This window comes from Stenotrophomonas testudinis (assembly GCF_024499815.1).
In the GTDB taxonomy this organism is placed as follows: Bacteria; Pseudomonadota; Gammaproteobacteria; order Xanthomonadales; family Xanthomonadaceae; genus Stenotrophomonas.
Window position 1 is genome coordinate 158,968 of record NZ_JAMOKY010000001.1, and the last position, 17,677, is coordinate 176,644.

Annotated in this window: 12 protein-coding genes; 10 read left to right on the forward strand and 2 right to left on the reverse strand. The window is 67.4% G+C overall.

Translation table 11 applies throughout. The features are described 5' to 3' along the window. The first annotated feature begins 96 nt into the window (after nt 1-96). Nucleotides 97-1,674, forward strand: coding sequence for a BCCT family transporter (locus NQ204_RS00730; RefSeq protein WP_256642857.1), 1,578 nt, complete (start codon nt 97-99; stop codon nt 1,672-1,674). 554 nt (nt 1,675-2,228) lie between these two features. On the opposite strand, the gene ggt is transcribed toward NQ204_RS00730, so the two are convergent. Beyond that, on the reverse strand, nt 2,229-3,947 hold the full coding sequence (ggt, locus tag NQ204_RS00735; protein WP_116863942.1) for a gamma-glutamyltransferase: 1,719 nt from the start codon (nt 3,945-3,947) through the stop codon (nt 2,229-2,231). Between the two features lie 726 nt (nt 3,948-4,673). On the opposite strand from ggt, the gene ilvC reads away from it, so the two are divergent. The 9 genes from ilvC (at nt 4,674) to leuB (ending at nt 14,318) form a co-directional block, all read left to right on the forward strand. Further along, a complete protein-coding gene (gene ilvC, locus NQ204_RS00740; protein ID WP_116863943.1) occupies nt 4,674-5,648 on the forward strand; it encodes a ketol-acid reductoisomerase in 975 nt (324 codons plus the stop codon). Between the two features lie 38 nt (nt 5,649-5,686). Next, nucleotides 5,687-7,423 (forward strand): acetolactate synthase 2 catalytic subunit, encoded by a 1,737-nt coding sequence (gene ilvG, locus NQ204_RS00745; protein WP_116863944.1) that lies wholly within the window; start codon nt 5,687-5,689, stop codon nt 7,421-7,423. Then, complete coding sequence (locus tag NQ204_RS00750) at nt 7,407-7,655, forward strand: ACT domain-containing protein (RefSeq protein ID WP_079223152.1); 249 nt, start codon at nt 7,407-7,409, stop codon at nt 7,653-7,655. The genes ilvG and NQ204_RS00750 overlap by 17 nt, the downstream gene beginning before the upstream one ends. Before the next feature lie 99 nt (nt 7,656-7,754). Further along, nucleotides 7,755-8,846 carry a threonine dehydratase gene (locus NQ204_RS00755; RefSeq protein WP_256642793.1) on the forward strand — a complete coding sequence of 364 codons (1,092 nt, stop codon included), beginning with the start codon at nt 7,755-7,757 and terminating at the stop codon, nt 8,844-8,846. Continuing rightward, nucleotides 8,843-10,426: a 2-isopropylmalate synthase gene (locus NQ204_RS00760; RefSeq protein WP_256642794.1), complete on the forward strand. Its 1,584-nt coding sequence runs from the start codon at nt 8,843-8,845 to the stop codon at nt 10,424-10,426. Before NQ204_RS00755 ends, NQ204_RS00760 begins: the two co-directional genes overlap by 4 nt. Before the next feature lie 10 nt (nt 10,427-10,436). Then, nucleotides 10,437-11,210 carry a class I SAM-dependent methyltransferase gene (locus NQ204_RS00765; protein ID WP_256642795.1) on the forward strand — a complete coding sequence of 258 codons (774 nt, stop codon included), beginning with the start codon at nt 10,437-10,439 and terminating at the stop codon, nt 11,208-11,210. 60 nt (nt 11,211-11,270) lie between these two features. Then, entirely contained in the window at nt 11,271-12,689 is a 1,419-nt protein-coding gene (leuC, locus tag NQ204_RS00770) for a 3-isopropylmalate dehydratase large subunit (RefSeq protein ID WP_256642796.1), read from the forward strand. Continuing rightward, on the forward strand, nt 12,689-13,267 hold the full coding sequence (gene leuD, locus NQ204_RS00775; protein ID WP_256642797.1) for a 3-isopropylmalate dehydratase small subunit: 579 nt from the start codon (nt 12,689-12,691) through the stop codon (nt 13,265-13,267). Before leuC ends, leuD begins: the two co-directional genes overlap by 1 nt. After that, on the forward strand, nt 13,257-14,318 hold the full coding sequence (gene leuB, locus NQ204_RS00780; RefSeq protein WP_256642798.1) for a 3-isopropylmalate dehydrogenase: 1,062 nt from the start codon (nt 13,257-13,259) through the stop codon (nt 14,316-14,318). Before leuD ends, leuB begins: the two co-directional genes overlap by 11 nt. Nucleotides 14,319-14,512: 194 nt before the next feature. Here leuB and NQ204_RS00785 read toward each other — a convergent pair whose 3' ends face one another. Then, complete coding sequence (locus NQ204_RS00785; protein ID WP_256642799.1) at nt 14,513-17,674, reverse strand: efflux RND transporter permease subunit; 3,162 nt, start codon at nt 17,672-17,674, stop codon at nt 14,513-14,515. Between the last annotated feature and the right edge of the window lie 3 nt (nt 17,675-17,677).

The window sequence follows — 17,677 nt, forward strand, 5'->3', positions numbered from 1 at the left end:
CATTCCGTTCAGTAACGTGATGCGGTGCCGCATGCGCGGCCATCGCTGCAAGCTCTGGCTCGCTCCCCTCAATCCCTTGATCGGAGAAGCTCCTTCATGGTGTTTCGCGCTTCCATCGCACTGGTGCTCGTACTGGTACTCCTTGCTGGTTTCGCGCCCGGCCCTTTCAATACCGTGGTGCAGTCGGTACTGGCCGACGTCATCCGCAGCGTCGGCTGGCTCTATCTGCTCGTCGTGTTCCTCGCGCTGACCTTCCTGATGTATCTGGCCTTTGGCCGCTTCGGCAATCTGCGCATCGGCGGCGAAGACGCCGAACCCGAGTTCTCCCGGGCCAGCTGGATGTCGATGCTGTTCGCCGCCGGCATGGGTATCGGCCTGGTGTTCTGGGGCGCGGCCGAGCCGATTTCCCACTTCACCAAGCCACCGGAAGGACTGGCGCCGCAGAGCATGGAGGCTGCGCGCGCATCAATGCGCTATGCATTCTTCCACTGGGGCCTGCATCCGTGGGCGATTTATGCATTGATCGGCCTGGCGATGGCCTGGTTCCAGTTCAACCGCAATGGGCGCGGACTGGTCAGTGACATGCTGCAGCCGATCATCGGTCGCCATCATCGCGGCTGGATCGGCACGGTGGTGAACGTCGCCGCCGTGGTCGCCACCGCGATCGGTGTCGCCACCACGCTGGGCTTCGGCACCATCCAGATCGCCGCCGGCATCGAGCGCGTGTTCGGGCTCCAGGCAACCGTTGCCGTGCAGATGACCATCATCGCGGTGGCGTTCGTGCTTTACATGGCCTCCACCGCCAGTGGTGTCGAGCGCGGCGTCAAGTGGCTGTCCAATTTCAACCTTGCACTGGCCGCACTTCTGGCAGCCATCGTGCTCGTACTTGGCCCAACCGGCTTCATCTTTGATACGTTCACTACCACGCTGGGTTCCTACCTCAACCAACTGGTGACCATGAGCCTGCGCATGTCGCCATTCTCCGGCAGTACGTGGGTGGCGGACTGGACCATTTTCTATTGGGCCTGGTGGATATCCTGGGCACCGTTCGTGGGCTCGTTCATCGCACGCATTTCCCGCGGGCGCAGCGTGCGTGAGTTCGTCATCGGTGTCGTGCTGGCCCCAACGGTGCTGGGCTTTTTCTGGTTCTCCGTATTCGGCGGCACGGCACTGTGGGCAGAGATCTTCGGCGATGCCAATCTGGTGCAGGCGCTGGGCAATGGCTACGAGACGGTGCTGTTCACCCTGTTCGACAGCATGCCGATGCCGTTGCTGCTTTCCTGCGTGGCACTGGTCCTGCTGATGATCTTCTTCGTGACCTCGGCCGATTCGGCGGTACTGGTGCTGGCCAGCATGTCGACCGACGAAGCGGGCGATCCACCGCTGAAGCGCAAGCTGGCCTGGGGCGTAGCGGTGGCATTGATCGCGGCGGCCCTGCTGCTGGCCGGCGGACTGGATGCACTGCAGGGCATGATCACGATCGCGGCGTTGCCGTTCGCGCTGCTGATGGTGCTGGTGATGGTGTCGCTGTACCGGGTGCTGGACGAGGAGTACACGCGGGAGCGGCGGCAAGCGCAGCGGCAGCGACGCATGATCGATGCGTGGATTGCGCGGGAGATGGCAGCGCAGGAGGAGACGCAGGCGGAGGCGGCGCGGGCGCAGGATCAGGGTTGAGTGTGTTTCTGCAGGGCTTGCAGCCCTGCACCTGCTCAATGCAACGGCAACGGCCGAAGCGGCTCTGGGTTGCTTCTTGTTGGGCGGTGCGGTGTGGGCGGGCAGGACACGCCGTAAACCCGTCCATGGGGGCTCGTAGGCGCCATCCATGGCGCCTGCGGTCCTGCCCACCCACACCGCCCCACCCCCGACAGTTTCTCGGTGACGGTTGGTTTTCCACGCTTTGCGTGGAAGAGGTGTATCGGAAAACAAGAAGGGGCCGGAGCCGTTTTCCTGCGGAAAACGGATCCGACCCCACCCAAAGCGCGCGGCTGTGGCTGTCGCCTTTGCTCTTGCTCTTGCTCTTCTTCTTTCTTTTCCTGCGGTGATGGCCACGGAAACTGTCCGTGGCCGGGCGGGTGGGTTGGCTGGGGGCGTGAGCCGCATGGATGCGGCGACCGAGCTTACAGGGACGTATTCACGGCGTCCCCCAGACAACCCACCCGCCCGGCCAAGCCCAGCATCACTGATACCACCACCATCGCAGAGGGGGCTCAGCCCGTTGGCCGGGAAACTCAGTACCCCGCCGCCTGCCCATCCTTGCGGCTCTCGGAAGCACCGTAGTAAACCCCGCTCTCCGGATCACGCATGATCGCCTGGTAGCCACCATACGGGCCGTCGGCGAACACGATGCGATGCCCCTTGCGCATCAGCGCGCGCACGGTCTCGTACGGGAAGCCGGTTTCCAGGTTCACTTCACCGCCATCGCTCATCGCCGTCGCCTGGCCGGTCGGTTCGGTCGAGCCCTCGTGCTGGATGCGCGGTGCATCACCGGCTTCCTGCAGGTTCATGCCGAAGTCCACCAGGTTCATCACGATCTGCGCGTGGCCCTGCGGCTGCATCGCGCCGCCCATCACGCCGAAGCTGGCGTACGGCGTGCCGTCCTTGGTGATGAAGCCCGGGATGATGGTCTGGAATGGGCGCTTGCCCGGTGCGTAGCCGTTGGGATGGTTCTTCTGCAGCACGAACATCTCGCCGCGGTCCTGCAGGATGAAGCCCAGGCCCGGAGGAGCCATGCCGCTGCCCATGCCGCGGTAGTTGGACTGGATCAACGACACCATCATGCCGTCGGCGTCGGCCACGGTCATGTAGATCGTATCGCCCTCCTCCAGCTGCTTCGGCGTGCCCGGCTGCACTTCCTTCAGCGCCTTGTCCATCGAGATCAACGCGCGGCGCTGTGCGGCGTAGTCCTTGGAAATCAGCGTCTGCACCGGTGCCGGCTGGAAGGCCATGTCGGCGTAGAAGCGCGCGCGGTCGGCGAACGCCAGCTTCTTGGCTTCGACGAACAGGTGCACGTGCTCGGGCGAACCGAACGGGATCTTCGAGAAGTCGTAGCCTTCCAGCACGTTGAGGATCTGCAGCGCGGCGATGCCCTGGCTGTTCGGCGGCAGTTCCCACACGTCGTAGCCGCGGTAGTTGCTGCTGACCGGCTCGACCCACTCGCCGTGGTGGTCGGCCATGTCCTGGTAGCTCAGGTAGCCGCCGTTGGCCTTGAAGTAGTCGCCGATGGTGTGGGCGATGGCGCCCTTGTAGAAAGCATCCCGGCCGCCGTCGGCGATCTGCTGCAGGGTATTTGCCAGGTTCGGGTTCTTCCACATCTCGCCCTTGCGCGGGGCGTGGCCGTTGATCGTGAACTGTTCCTTGAAGCCAGGGTACTGCGACAGCTTGGGCACCGAGCGGTCCCAGTAATAGGCGATGACCTCGGCGACCGGATGGCCCTCGCGGGCATAACGGATGGCCGGGGCCAGGTTGTCGGCCATCGGCTTGCGGCCGAAGCGCTCGTGCAGGGCGAACCAACCGTCAACCGCGCCGGGCACCGAGACCGGCAGCGGACCGGTGGCCGGGATGTCCTTCAGGCCGCGGCGCTGGAACTCGGCCAGGGTCAGCGACTTCGGCGAGCGGCCCGAGCCGTTGTAGCCGTACAGCTTCTGGGTCTTGGGGTCCCAGACGATGGCGAACAGGTCGCCGCCCACGCCGTTGCCGGTCGGCTCCATCAGGCCGAGGGTGGCGTTTGCGGCGATGGCGGCGTCGACCGCCGAGCCGCCGGCCTTCATCACGTCCAGCGCGACCTGGGTGGCCAGCGGCTGCGAGGTGGCGGCCATGGCATGCGGGGCAATGACCTCAGAGCGGGTGGCGAAGGTGTGGCCGGTGATGCGGTCGGCGGCGGCGGCCAGGGTCGGCAGCGTAGCCAGCACGGCAGCGGCCAGCAGAGAACGGGCAAGGCGTCGGGACACGGTCGGATTCCGGGGAAAGGGTGGTCCCCCGATCTTCGCCGCTGCGGCCTTCACGCGGTATCGGGCAGAGGTCATGGAAGGCGGCGGCAATCCGCCGGGCAGGGCCCGGCGCTACCTGCACGGGATCCGGTAGCGCCGGGTCGTGCCCGGCGAGCGAAGCGGCGAAAGCCCCTCATTCCCGCGCAAAAAACCCGCTGAAAAGAGTGAATTCGGGTTCACCGAAACACTTTCTGCGGAAACCATCCTTGTGCCACAAGCGATTGCGCCGGATGCAGCGGAAACCAAAAAAATATCCGTTGCCAGGGTTGACACTGCCGAATCGCACATGTTTCTCTCGACAACATGTTGCACCACACCACGCCACTGCGAACCCACGTTGAAGCCGCCGACACCGGCGCCGCCTCGCTGCGTTCGATTCTCGTGCTCGTACTTATTACCCAGCCAACAGGTGCGGGACGAGCCAGCGTGTAAGCAACAGACACACCGGAACTCGACAAAAACCCGCACCCGCCCCGGTGCGGGTTTTTTCATTTCAAGACCTGGTTTCAGACGCAACCACCATGAACACCGCCAACTGCAAAACCCGGAGCTGCCACACCACGACGCCTCGTGGTGGCTGTGCCCGTGCGATGCGCGGCGCCTCCCCCACCGTTTTTCCCTGACCGGCCGGTACGTCGCTTCGACTGCCGGCCGTCTTTTTTCTTCCCACCCCAAGGAACCTCCCCCATGAGCACCAACGATCTGCCCCAGACCAAGATCGCCGTCATCGGCTACGGCAGCCAGGGCCGCGCCCACGCACTGAACCTGCGCGAATCCGGTTTCGACGTGGTGGTAGGCCTGCGCCCGGGCGGCCCGACAGAAGCCAAGGCCCAGGCGGACGGCTTCAACGTGGTGGCTCCGGCTGACGCCGTGAAGGACGCCGACCTGGTCGCCGTGCTGACCCCAGACATGGTGCAGAAGAAACTGTACAACGAGGTGCTGGCGCCGAACATGAAGCAGGGTGCCTGCCTGCTGTTCGCCCACGGCCTGAACGTGCATTACGGCATGATCGAGCCGCGCGCCGACCTGGACGTGGTGCTGGTCGCGCCGAAGGGCCCGGGCGCGCTGGTCCGTCGCGAATACGAAATCGGCCGCGGCGTGCCGTGCATCTGGGCCATCCACCAGGATGTCACCGGCAAGGCCGAACAGCATGCCAAGGCCTATGCGGCCGGCCTGGGCGGCGCCCGCGCCAACCTGATCCAGACCACCTTCAAGGAAGAAACCGAAACCGATCTGTTCGGTGAGCAGGCAGTGCTGTGCGGCGGCGCTTCGGCGCTGGTGCAGGCCGGCTTCGAAACGCTGGTGGAAGCCGGTTACCAGCCGGAAATCGCCTACTACGAAGTGCTGCACGAACTGAAGCTGATCGTCGACCTGTTCTACGAAGGCGGCATCTCGCGCATGCTGGAATTCGTCTCCGAGACCGCCCAGTACGGCGACTACGTCAGCGGCCCGCGCGTGATCGACGCCAGCACCAAGGAGCGCATGAAGGACGTCCTGAAGGACATCCAGGACGGCACCTTCACCAAGAACTGGGTAGCCGAGTACGAAGCGGGCCTGCCGAACTACAAGAAGTACAAGCAGGCCGACCTGGAGCACCCGATCGAGAAGGTGGGCAAGGAACTGCGCGCCAAGATGGTCTGGTTGCAAGGACAGGCCGCGTAAGCACGCGGCCACCCCCACCCGCTTTGCAAGGTTCCCCCATGAACTCTCCCACACACCGCAGCGCGCCGCCCAACGGCGCGCGCTGGCTGACCCAGGCGCTGGAGGCCGAGGGCGTCCGTACGCTGTTCGGCTATCCCGGCGGCACCATCATGCCGTTCTACGACGCGCTGGTGGATTCGTCGCTGAAGCACATCCTGGTGCGCCACGAGCAGGGTGCGGCACTGGCAGCCAATGGCTTCGCCCGCGCCAGCGGCCAGGTCGGCGTCTGCGTGGCCACCTCCGGCCCCGGCGCGTCGAACCTGGTCACCGGCATCGCCGATGCGATGCTGGATTCGGTGCCGATGGTCTGCATCACCGGCCAGGTCGCCACGCCGCTGCTGGGTACCGACGCCTTCCAGGAACTGGATGTGTTCGGCCTGACCCTGCCCATCGTCAAGCACAGCTGGCTGGTGCGCAGCGTCGATGACCTGCCGCGCGTGGTGGCCGACGCCTTCCGCATCGCGCGCGAGGGCCGCCCCGGGCCGGTGCTGATCGACCTGCCCAAGGACGTGCAGCTGGCCGATGCCAGCCACCTGCCGGCGCACATGCCGTCCAGCGTGGAACCGCCGGCCGCGGCCGCCGATGCGGCCATCGCCGAGGCCATCGCCGCACTGGCAGCGGCCGAGAAGCCGGTGATCTACGCCGGTGGTGGCATTGCCCTGGGCGAGGCCGTGCAGGACCTGCGCGACTTCGCCGAGGCCAGCGCCATCCCCACCGTGATGACCCTGCGTGGCCTGGGCGCGCTGCCCCCGCAGCACCCGCAGTCGCTGGGCATGCTGGGCATGCACGGCACCCGCGCCGCGAACATGGCGGTGCAGGAAAGCGACCTGCTGCTGGTGCTGGGTGCGCGCTTCGATGACCGTGCCACCGGCAAGCTGGCCGAGTTCGCTCCGTTCGCCCGCGTGGTCCACATCGACGCCGACGCCTACGAGATCTCCAAGCTGCGCAGCGCCGATGTCGCGGTGTCGGGCAATGTCAGCCACGCCATCCGCGCCCTGCGTGCGGCCTTCCCCTCCCCCCAGGCCCACCAGGACGCATGGCGCAAACGCTGTGCCCAGCACCGCGACCGCTTCGCCGCCCGCTACGACGCACCGGGCCAGCACATCTACGCCCCGGCGCTGCTGAAGCGGCTGAGCGAAGTGGCGCCGGCCGACACGGTCATCGCCTGCGATGTCGGCCAGCACCAGATGTGGGTGGCCCAGCACTGCCGCTTCAACCACCCGCGCAACCACCTGACCAGTGGCGCGCTGGGCACCATGGGCTTCGGCCTGCCGGCGGCGATGGGCGCGCAATTCGCCTGCCCCGACCGCACCGTGGTGCTGGTGTCCGGCGACGGCAGCTTCATGATGAACGTGCAGGAGCTGACCACCATCGCGCGTTGCCGCCTGCCGGTGAAGATCGTGCTGCTGGACAACAGTTCGCTGGGCATGGTGCGGCAGTGGCAGGAGCTGTTCTTCTCCGAGCGCTACAGCGAGATCGACCTGTCCGACAACCCGGACTTCGTGGCCCTGGCCAAGGTGTTCGGCATCGCTGCCACCCGCATCGACAACCGCGACGACGTAGAAGGCGGCCTGGCCGCGCTGCTGGCCGAACCGGGCCCCGCCCTGCTGCACGTGGCCATCGATGCACGCGCCAACGTGTGGCCGCTGGTGCCGCCCAACACTGCCAACAGCACCATGCTGGAAAGCAACCCCGCCCACGCCCGCCAGGAGACCCCCAATGCAATACCGGCTTGACCTGGTGCTGCACCCGGCCGAAGGTGCGCTGCTGCGCGTGATCGGCATGGCCGAGCGTCGCGGCTTCGCCCCGCGTGCGATCAGCGGCGCGCCGGTGGCCGCCGATGACGGTCGCTGGCACCTGCAGCTGGTGGTCGATGGCCAGCGGCCGCCGGAAACCCTGTGCCGGCAGATGGAAAAGATCTACGACTGCGTGTCGGTACAGCTGACGCCCGTGGAAGGAGCTGCATGATGAACACCCGTACCGTAGCGACCACGGTGCCGGCACGGAGGCGTCTTCTTCGTCGCCCGTGCCCGCACCCGGCGCATGCCGGCAACCCGCTGGTGGCCCATGCCGGCCGCTGATGCCAGCAAGGAAAGCGATGTCGGCGACGTAAGCGTCGCCGACGTACTGGCTGCGCAGGCCCGCCTGCGCCGCTTCCTGCCGCCCACCCCGCTGCACCATGCCGAACGCTTCGGCACCTGGCTGAAGCTGGAAAATCTGCAACGCACCGGTTCCTACAAGGTGCGCGGCGCATTGAACGCGCTGCTGGCCGGCCGCGAACGCGGTGATACCCGGCCGGTGATCTGCGCTTCGGCCGGCAACCACGCCCAGGGCGTGGCCTGGGCCGCCTACCGCCTGGACGTGCCGGCTATCACCGTGATGCCGCATGGCGCGCCGGCCACCAAGATCGCCGGTGTCGCCCACTGGGGCGCCACCGTTCGCCAGCACGGCAACAGCTACGACGAGGCCTTCGCCTTCGCTGTGGAACTGGCCGAGCGCCATGGCTACCGCTTCCTGTCCGCCTTCGACGATGCCGACGTGATCGCCGGCCAAGGCACGGTCGGCATCGAACTGGCACCGCACGCGCCGGACGTGGTGATCGTGCCGATCGGTGGCGGCGGCCTGGCCTCCGGCGTGGCGCTGGCCCTGAAATCGCAGGGCGTGCGCATCATCGGTGCGCAGGTCGAGGGCGTCGATTCGATGGCCCGCGCGATCCACGGCGATGTCAACGAGATCGCACCGGTGCCGTCGCTGGCCGACGGCGTGCGGGTGAAGGTGCCCGGCTACCTGACCCGCCGCCTGTGCGCCTCGCTGCTGGACGACGTGGTGATCGTGCGCGAAGCCGAACTGCGCGAGACCCTGGTCCGCCTGGCGCTGGAAGAACACATCATCGCCGAGGGCGCCGGCGCACTGGCCCTGGCCGCCGGCCGCCGCGTGGCTGGCCGCCGCAAGTGTGCGGTGGTGTCCGGCGGCAACATCGATGCCGGCGTGCTGGCCGGCCTGCTGACCGACATCCGCCCGCGGCCGCCGCGCAAACCGCGCCGGCGCCGCACTGAAACCCCGCGCTCGCCCAGCAAGGCCAGCGCCCCCGTCTCCCCCACCTCTTCCCCTTCCAACCTGCAAGCCGTCGCGCCCGCTGTCGAGGAGATTTCCCTGTGACCACCATCGAACGAATTACCACCCCGCGCATCCGCATCTTCGACACCACCCTGCGTGACGGCGAGCAGTCCCCCGGCTGCAGCATGAGCCCGCCGCAGAAGCTGGTGATGGCGCGTGCGCTGGACGAACTGGGCGTGGACATCATCGAGACCGGCTTCCCGGCCAGCTCGCAGTCCGACCGCGAAGCGATGGCCCTGATCGGCCGTGAGCTGCGCCGCCCGAGCCTGGCCCTGGCGGTGCTGTCGCGCTGCCTGCAGGCCGACATCGAAACCTCGGCACGCGCCCTGGAAGCAGCGGCCAACCCGCGCCTGCACTTGTTCCTGTCGACCAGCCCGCTGCACCGCGAGCACAAGCTGCGCATGACCCGCGAGCAGGTACTGGAGTCGGTACGCAAGCACGTCACCCTGGCCCGCACCTACGTCGACGACGTGGAGTTCTCGGCCGAGGATGCGACCCGCACCGAGCTGGACTACCTGATCGAAGTGGCCCGCGTGGCGATCGCTGCCGGCGCGACCACCGTCAACCTGCCCGACACCGTCGGCTTCACCACGCCGGAAGAAATCCGCGCGATGTTCCAGCAGGTCATCGCCGGCGTGGCCGATGTTCCGAACGCGGCCAACGTGATCTTCAGCGCGCACTGCCATAACGACCTGGGCCTGGCCGTGGCCAACTCGCTGGCCGCCGTCGAAGGTGGCGCACGCCAGGTCGAGTGCACCATCAACGGCATCGGCGAACGCGCCGGCAACTGCTCGCTGGAAGAAATCGCCATGGTGCTGAAGGTGCGCCAGGCCTTCTATGAGCAGGACACCGCGATCAACACCCCGCGCATCGTCGGCACCTCGCAGCTGCTGCAGCGCCTGGTCGGCATGCCGGTCCAGCGCAACAAGGCCATCGTCGGCGCCAATGCGTTCGCCCATGAATCGGGCATCCACCAGCACGGCATGCTGCGCCACCGCGGCACCTATGAAATCATGCGTCCGGAAGACGTCGGCTGGGAAGATTCGCAGATGGTGCTGGGCCGCCACAGTGGCCGCGCTGCGGTCGAATCGCGCCTGCGTGCGCTGGGCTTCTGGCTGGAAGAGGACGAACTGAAGCTGGTCTTCGAACAGTTCAAGGCGATGTGCGAGCAGCAGCGCGTGGTCACCGACGCCGACCTGCAGACCTTGATGCAGGGCGGCGCCAACAACCAGGGCTACCGCCTGGCCTCGATGACCATCAGCGACGTCGGCAGCCGCGCCAATGCGCTGGTCGAACTGTCCGACCCGGAAGGCAACCGCGTGGCCGAAACCGCGCAGGGCGATGGCCCGGTCGATGCCCTGTTCGGCGCACTGTCCTCGGCCACCCGCGTGCAGCTGCAGCTGGACAGCTACCAGGTGCACAGCGTCGGCATCGGTGCCGACGCGCGCGGCGAAGCCAACCTGAGCGTGCGCCACGAAGGCGTGGAGTACGACGGCACCGGCACCAGCAAGGACATCATCGAAGCCTCCGCGCTGGCCTGGCTGGACGTGGCCAACCGCCTGCTGCGCCAGCGCCAGGCCGCCGCCAGCAACACTGAAACCCCGACCGCCGCCACTGCCTGAGGAAACCGACATGAGCGCCTTCGACACCGCCACCACGGCCGCCGGCCAGCAGTGGAACGCCCAGGACTATGCGATCGATGCCGGTTTCGTGCCGCTGCTCGGCGGTGCGGTGTCGCGCCTGCTCGACCCGCGCACCGGTGAACGCATCCTCGACCTGGGTTGTGGCGATGGCGTACTCAGCACCGAACTGGCCCTGAGCGGCGCACGCATCCACGGCGTGGACGCCTCGCCGGAACTGGTCAATGCCGCCCGCGCGCGCGGCGTCGATGCGCAGGTGATGGATGGCCACGCGCTGACCTTCAACGCCGAGTTCGATGCGGTGTTCAGCAATGCCGCGCTGCACTGGATGGGCAACCCGGACCGCGTGCTGGAGGGCGTGCGTCGTGCCCTGCGTCCCGGCGGCCGTTTCGTCGCCGAGTCCGGCGGCCATGGCAACGTGGCCACCATCATCGCCGCGGTGCAGGCCGCACGCGTGGCCCATGGCCATGGCGCCAGCGCGTTCCAGTGGTACTTCCCCACCGCCGATGCCTACGCCGACCGCCTGCGCCAGCACGGCTTCCAGGTGCAGCTGATCGAAACCACGCCGCGCCCGACCGCGCTGCCGACCGGCGTGGCCGGCTGGCTGCGGGTGTTCGCCGCGCCGCTGCTGGACGATCTGCCGGCCGCGGCCCGCGCCACCGTGCGCGACGCCGCCGCGGCCCTGCTGGACGACCTGCCGCGTGACGCAGCCGGCCAGCCGCTGGCCGACTACGTGCGCCTGCGCGTGCTCGCCCGTCGCCGCTGACTTGACCGTCCCGCTTTCTTTATTGATGTTCGCTCTCTCGTACTTCTGCCAGGCATACGCATGACTTCCGCACCCCGCACCCTGTACGACAAACTGTGGGACGCCCACGTGGTGGTTCCCGAATCCGACAGCGCCCCCGCCGTGCTGTACATCGACCTGCACCTGATACACGAGGTGACCTCGCCGCAGGCGTTCACCGAGCTGCGTTCGCGTGGCCTGGCGCCGCGCCGCCCGGATCGCACCAAGGCGACGATGGACCACTCCACCCCGACCCTGCCGGCCGGTGCCGACGGCAAGCTGCCGTACGCCAGCGCCGCCTCCGAAGCGCAGGTCGCCACCCTGGCGCGCAACTGCGCCGAGTACGGCATCGAGCTGTTCGACATGGCCTCGGACAACCGCGGCATCGTCCACGTCATCGCCCCGGAGCAGGGTTTCACCCAGCCCGGCATGACCATCGTCTGCGGCGACAGCCACACCTCCACCCACGGCGCGTTCGGTTCGCTGGCCTTCGGCATCGGCACCAGCGAAGTCGGCCACGTGCTGGCCACGCAGTGCCTGCTGCAGCGGAAGGCCAGGACCTTCGCCATCAACGTCGACGGCCCGCTGGCGCCGGGCGTCGGTGCCAAGGACGTGGTCCTGCACATCATCGGCGTGATCGGCGTCAACGGTGGCACCGGCCACGTCATCGAGTTCCGTGGCAGCACCATCGAAGCGATGGACATGGAACAGCGCATGACCCTGTGCAACATGTCGATCGAAGCAGGTGCGCGTGCCGGCATGGTCGCCCCCGACCAGGTCACCTTCGACTTCGTGGCCAACACTCCGCGCGGCCCCAAAGGCGCCGACTTCGACGCCGCCGTGGCGCGCTGGCAGCAGCTGCGCAGCGATGAAGGCGCACGCTTCGACAGCGAAGTGCGCATCGACGCCGCCGACATCCGCCCAACCCTGACCTGGGGCACCCACCCGGGCACCGCCATCGCCGTGGACACGCCGATTCCGGCTGCCAACGATGCCGCCGCGCAGAAGGGCCTGGACTACATGCACTTCCAGGCGGGCAAGGCGCTGGCCGGCACCCCGGTGGACGTGGTGTTCGTCGGCTCGTGCACCAACGGCCGCCTGAGCGACATGCGCGAAGTGGCGCAGGTACTGCGTGGCCGCCACGTCGCCGACGGCGTGCGCATGCTGGTGGTACCGGGCTCGGAAATCGTCAAGCGCCAGGCAGAGGCCGAAGGCATCCACGAAATCGTGCGTGCGGCCGGTGCCGAATGGCGCGAGCCGGGCTGCTCGATGTGCATCGCCATGAACGGTGACCTGGTCGCCCCAGGCCAGCTGGCCGTGAGCACCAGCAACCGCAACTTCGAGGGCCGCCAGGGCCCCGGTTCGCGCACCCTGCTGGCCTCGCCGATGAGCGCGGCGTGGGCAGCGGTGAAGGGCCAGGTGGCCGACACCCGCGAACTGTTCGCACAGGAGGTGGCGTGATGGCCGGTTTCCGTACCCTGACCTCGTCCAGCGTGGTGCTGGCGCAGACCAACATCGACACCGACCAGATCATTCCGGCGCGGTTCCTGTCCACCACCGAACGCGCCGGCCTGGGCCGCAACGCCTTCAACGACTGGCGCTGGCAGGCCGACGGCTCGCCGGTGGCCGACTTCGCCTTCAACCAGCCGCACAACGCCGGCCGCAGCATCCTGCTGGCCGGCCGCAACTTCGGCTGCGGTTCCTCGCGCGAGCATGCGCCGTGGGCGCTGACCGACCTGGGCCTGCGTGCCATCGTCAGCAGCGAGATCGCCGACATCTTCCGCGGCAACTCGCTGAAGAACGGCCTGCTGCCGATCGTGCTGGACGAGGCCGACGTGCAGGCGCTGATGCAGCGCCCGGACGACGAGCTGACCATCGACGTCGCCGCGCGCGAGCTGCGCACGCCCGACGGCCGCGTCTATTCCTTCCCGCTGGATGGCTTCTCGCAGACCTGCCTGCTGGAAGGTGTCGACCAGTTGGGGTATCTGTTGGGCCGTGTCCCTGAAATCAAACGTTACGAGAGTGAGCATGCACGCTGAAATTGTTGTCCTGCCCGGTGATGGCATCGGCCCGGAAGTTGCCGCTGCCGCAGTGGCCGTCCTGAAGGCCGTCGCCGAACGCTTCAACCACAGCTTCACCTTCAGCGAGCACGACATCGGTGGCATCGCCATCGACCGCCATGGCGAGCCGCTGCCGGCCGCCACCCTCACCGCCTGCCGGGCCGCCAACGCGGTGCTGCTGGGCGCCGTGGGTGGCCCGAAGTGGTCCGACCCCAACGCCAAGGTGCGCCCGGAACAGGGCCTGCTGGCGATCCGCAAGGCGCTGGGCCTGTACGCCAACCTGCGCCCCGTGCGCACCCATGAAGCCGCGCTGCACGCCTCGCCGATCAAGGCCGAGCTGCTGCAGGGCGTGGACTTCGTGGTGGTGCGCGAACTGACCGGCGGCATCTACTTCGGCGACAAGACCCGCGACGCCGACAGCGCCAGCGACCTGTGCCGCTACACCGTGGCCGAGATCGAACGCGTGCTGCGCAGCGCTTTCCGCCTGGCCCAGCAGCGCCGTGGCAAGGTCACTTCGGTGGACAAGGCCAACGTGCTGGAAACCTCGCGCCTGTGGCGCGACGTGGCCGCGCGCATCGGCCGCGAGGAGTTCCCGGACGTGGCGCTGGAACACCAGCTGGTCGATTCGATGGCCATGCACCTGCTGGCCAAGCCGCGCGAGTACGACGTGATCGTCACCGAGAACATGTTCGGCGACATCCTCACCGATGAAGCCTCGATGCTGGCGGGTTCGCTGGGCCTGCTGCCGTCGGCCTCGCTGGGCGAGCCGGGCGCGGTGGGCATCTACGAGCCGATCCATGGCTCGGCCCCGGACATCGCCGGCAAGGCCATCGCCAATCCCTACGCAACGATCTTCAGCGCCGCCATGCTGCTGCGCCATTCGCTGGGCCTGGAGGCCGAAGCCGCTGCGGTGGAAGCCGCCGTGCATGCGGTACTGGATGACGGCGTGTTCACCGCCGACCTTGCGGCCAAGGGGCAGGCGGTCAGCACCGCTGCTGCCACCGACGCGGTGCTGGCCAAGCTGCGCTGACCCATCGGGCAACGCCTGTAGAGTCGAGCCATGCTCGACTCATCCCATCATCGCGCGAAGAGCAGCCGAGCATGGCTCGGCTCTACATAAAGCAGATCCCGCGAGCAGAACAATCCGGGCCATGCGTGGATGCAAGCCGCAGTGCCAACCAAGGTTGGCACCTACCAGAGGCGGTGGCCGTAGAATCCGGGGCGTTATGCCCCGGATTCGCCCGGCTTGACCCGGAACCACGCCGCATACAGCGCCGGCAGGAACACCAGGGTCAGCACGGTGCCGACGATCAGGCCGCCCATGATCGAGATCGCCATCGAGCCGTAGAACGCGCTGCGCGACAGCGGGATCATCGCCAGCACCGCGGCCAGCGCGGTCAGCACGATCGGGCGGAAGCGACGCACGGTGGCGTCGATGATGGCGTGCCAGCGGTCGTGCCCGGCGTCGATGTCCTGCTGGATCTGGTCGATCAAGATCACCGAGTTGCGCATGATCATGCCGGCCAGCGCGATGGTGCCCAGCAAGGCTACGAAGCCGAACGGTGCGCGGAACAGCAGCAGGAACAGCGTGGCGCCGATGATGCCCAGCGGCGCGGTCACCAGCACCATCGCCGCCCGCGAGAAGCTGCGCAGCTGCAGCATCAGCAGGGTCGCCACCACGATCAGGAACAGCGGCATGCCGGCCTTGATCGAATCCTGGCCACGCGCCGAATCCTCCACCGTGCCGCCGGTTTCCAGCAGGTAACCGCTGGGCAGCTGCGCACGGATGCCATCCAGCGTCGGCAGGAGCTGCTGCACCACGTCCAGCGGCTGCATGCCATCACCGATGTCGGCACGCACGGTCACCGTCGGCAGGCGGTTGCGGTGCCAGATGATGCCGTCCTCGAAGCCATATTCCATCGTCGCCACTTGCGACAGCGTGATGCTGCCACCGTTGGCGGTGGGCATGGCCAGGCTGGACAGCAGCTCCAGCTGGTCACGCTCGTCGGCCGGGCCACGCAGCAGCATCTCGATCTGGCGGTTGCCTTCGCGGTACACGCTCACCGATTGCCCGGCCAGCGAACTGGCCAGGAACTGGCTGACCTGCGCACTACTCACGCCCAGCGCGCGCGCACGTTCCTGGTCGATCACCAGGCGCACCACCTTGCTCGGTTCGCTCCAGTCCAGGTTGACGTTGATGACGTGCGGGTTCTCACGCACCTTGGCCTCGATCTGGCGCGCGATGGCCTGCACCTGCTCGACGTGCTCGCCGGACACGCGCATCTGCACCGGGTAGCCCACAGGTGGGCCGTTTTCCAGGCGGGTCACGCGCATCTGCACGTCGGGGAACTGCGGGATGACGTCCTTCATCAGCCAGGTGCGCACGGTTTCGCGGGCGTGGGTGTCCTTGGCCAGCACCACGAACTGGGCGAAGTTGGTCGCCGGCAGCTGCTGGTCCAGCGGCAGGTAGAAGCGCGGCGAACCGGTGCCCACGTAGGACACGTAGTTGGCGATGTCCTCACGGCCGTGCAGCAGCTTTTCCAGCTTCTCGGCCTGGGCCTGGGTCGAGCGCAGCGAGGCGCCCTCGGCCAGTTCGATGTCGACCATCAGTTCCGGCCGGGTTGAATCGGGGAAGAACTGCTGCGGCACGAAGCGGAACATCATCAGCGAGAACACGAACAGGCCGATGGTCGCGGCGATCACCCACCAGCGATGGCGCAGGCAGGCATCCAGGAAGCGGCGGAAGCGCTGGTAGAACGGCCGCTGGTACGGGTCGTGATCGTGACCGTGCTGGGCCGGGGCGATCAGGTTGGCCAGCGCCGGGAAGCGGTCGGCCCACTGCCGGCGCCGGGCCAGCCAGCGCGCGGACAGGCTGCCGGGCTTCGGCGGCTGCGGATTGAACAGGTCCGGCAGCATCTTGTCGCCCAGGTACGGGATGAACAGCACCGCTGCAATCCAGGACACCACCAGCGCGATGGTCACCACCTGGAACAGCGAACGCGTGTACTCGCCCGTGCTCGACGCGGCAGTGGCGATCGGCAGGAAGCCGGCCGCGGTGATCAGCGTACCGGTCAGCATCGGGAACGCGGTCGATTCCCAGGCGAAGCTGGCCGCGCGCAGGCGGTCGTAGCCCTGCTCCATCTTGGTGGCCATCATCTCCACCGCGATGATCGCATCGTCTACCAGCAGGCCCAGCGCCAGCACCAGCGCGCCCAGCGAGATCTTGTGCAGGCCGATGCCGAAGTAATGCATGACGAAGAAGGTCATTTCCAGCACCAGCGGAATGGTCACACCCACCACCAGGCCGGTGCGCAGGCCCAGCGAGAAGAAGCTGACCAGCAGCACGATCACTACCGCTTCGGTCAGCACCTGCACGAACTCGCCGACGGATTCTTCCACCGCCTGCGGCTGGTCGGAGACCTTGCGCAGCTGCATGCCGGTCGGCAGGGTCTTCTGCAGGCGCTCGAACTCTGCATCCAGGTTCGCACCCAGCTTGAGGATGTCGCCGCCGTCCTTCATGGCCACGGCCAGGCCGATGGCCTCTTCGCCCATGAAGCGCATCTTCGGCGAGGCCGGATCGGCGAAGCCGCGCTTGACCTCGGCGATGTCGCCCAGGTGCACGGTGCGCTCACCGGCACGTACCGGGAACTGACGGATCGCCTCGATGCTGTCGAACTGGCCGGTCACGCGCAGCTGCACGCGGTCGGTCGGCGTTTCGAAGAAGCTGGTGCCGGCGATCGCGTTCTGGTCGGCCAGCGCCTGCTGCACCTGCTGCATCGACAGGCCCAGCGTGGCCAGGCGGGTGTTGGACAGCTCGATCCACACTTTCTCGTCCTGCAGGCCGACCAGATCGATCTTGCCGACGTCGGGCACGCGCTGCAGTTCCAGCTGGATGCGGTCAGCGTAGTCACGCATCACCGCATAGTCGAAGCCCTTGCCGGTGAGCGCGTAGATATTGCCGTAGGTATCGCCGAACTCATCGTTGTAGAACGGGCCGACGATTTCGCGCGGCAACGTCGCGCGGATGTCGCCCACGCGCTTGCGCACCTGGTACCACAGGTCCGGAATCTGCCTGGAACGCAGGCTGTCGCGGGCCATGAAGATCACCTGCGATTCGCCCGGGCGCGAGTACGAGCGGATGAACTCGTATTCGCCGGTGTTCATCAGCGCCTTCTCGATCGGCTCGGTCACCTGCCGCGACACCTGCTCGGCGGTGGCGCCAGGCCACTGCGTGCGGATCACCATCGCCTTGAAGGTGAACGGCGGATCCTCGGACTGGCCAAGGTGCTTGTACGACCACGCGCCGATCACTGCGAAGGCGAGCATGGCGAACAGCACCAGCGGACGATTGGCCAGCGCCCACTCGGAAAGATTGAAGCGGCGCACCGG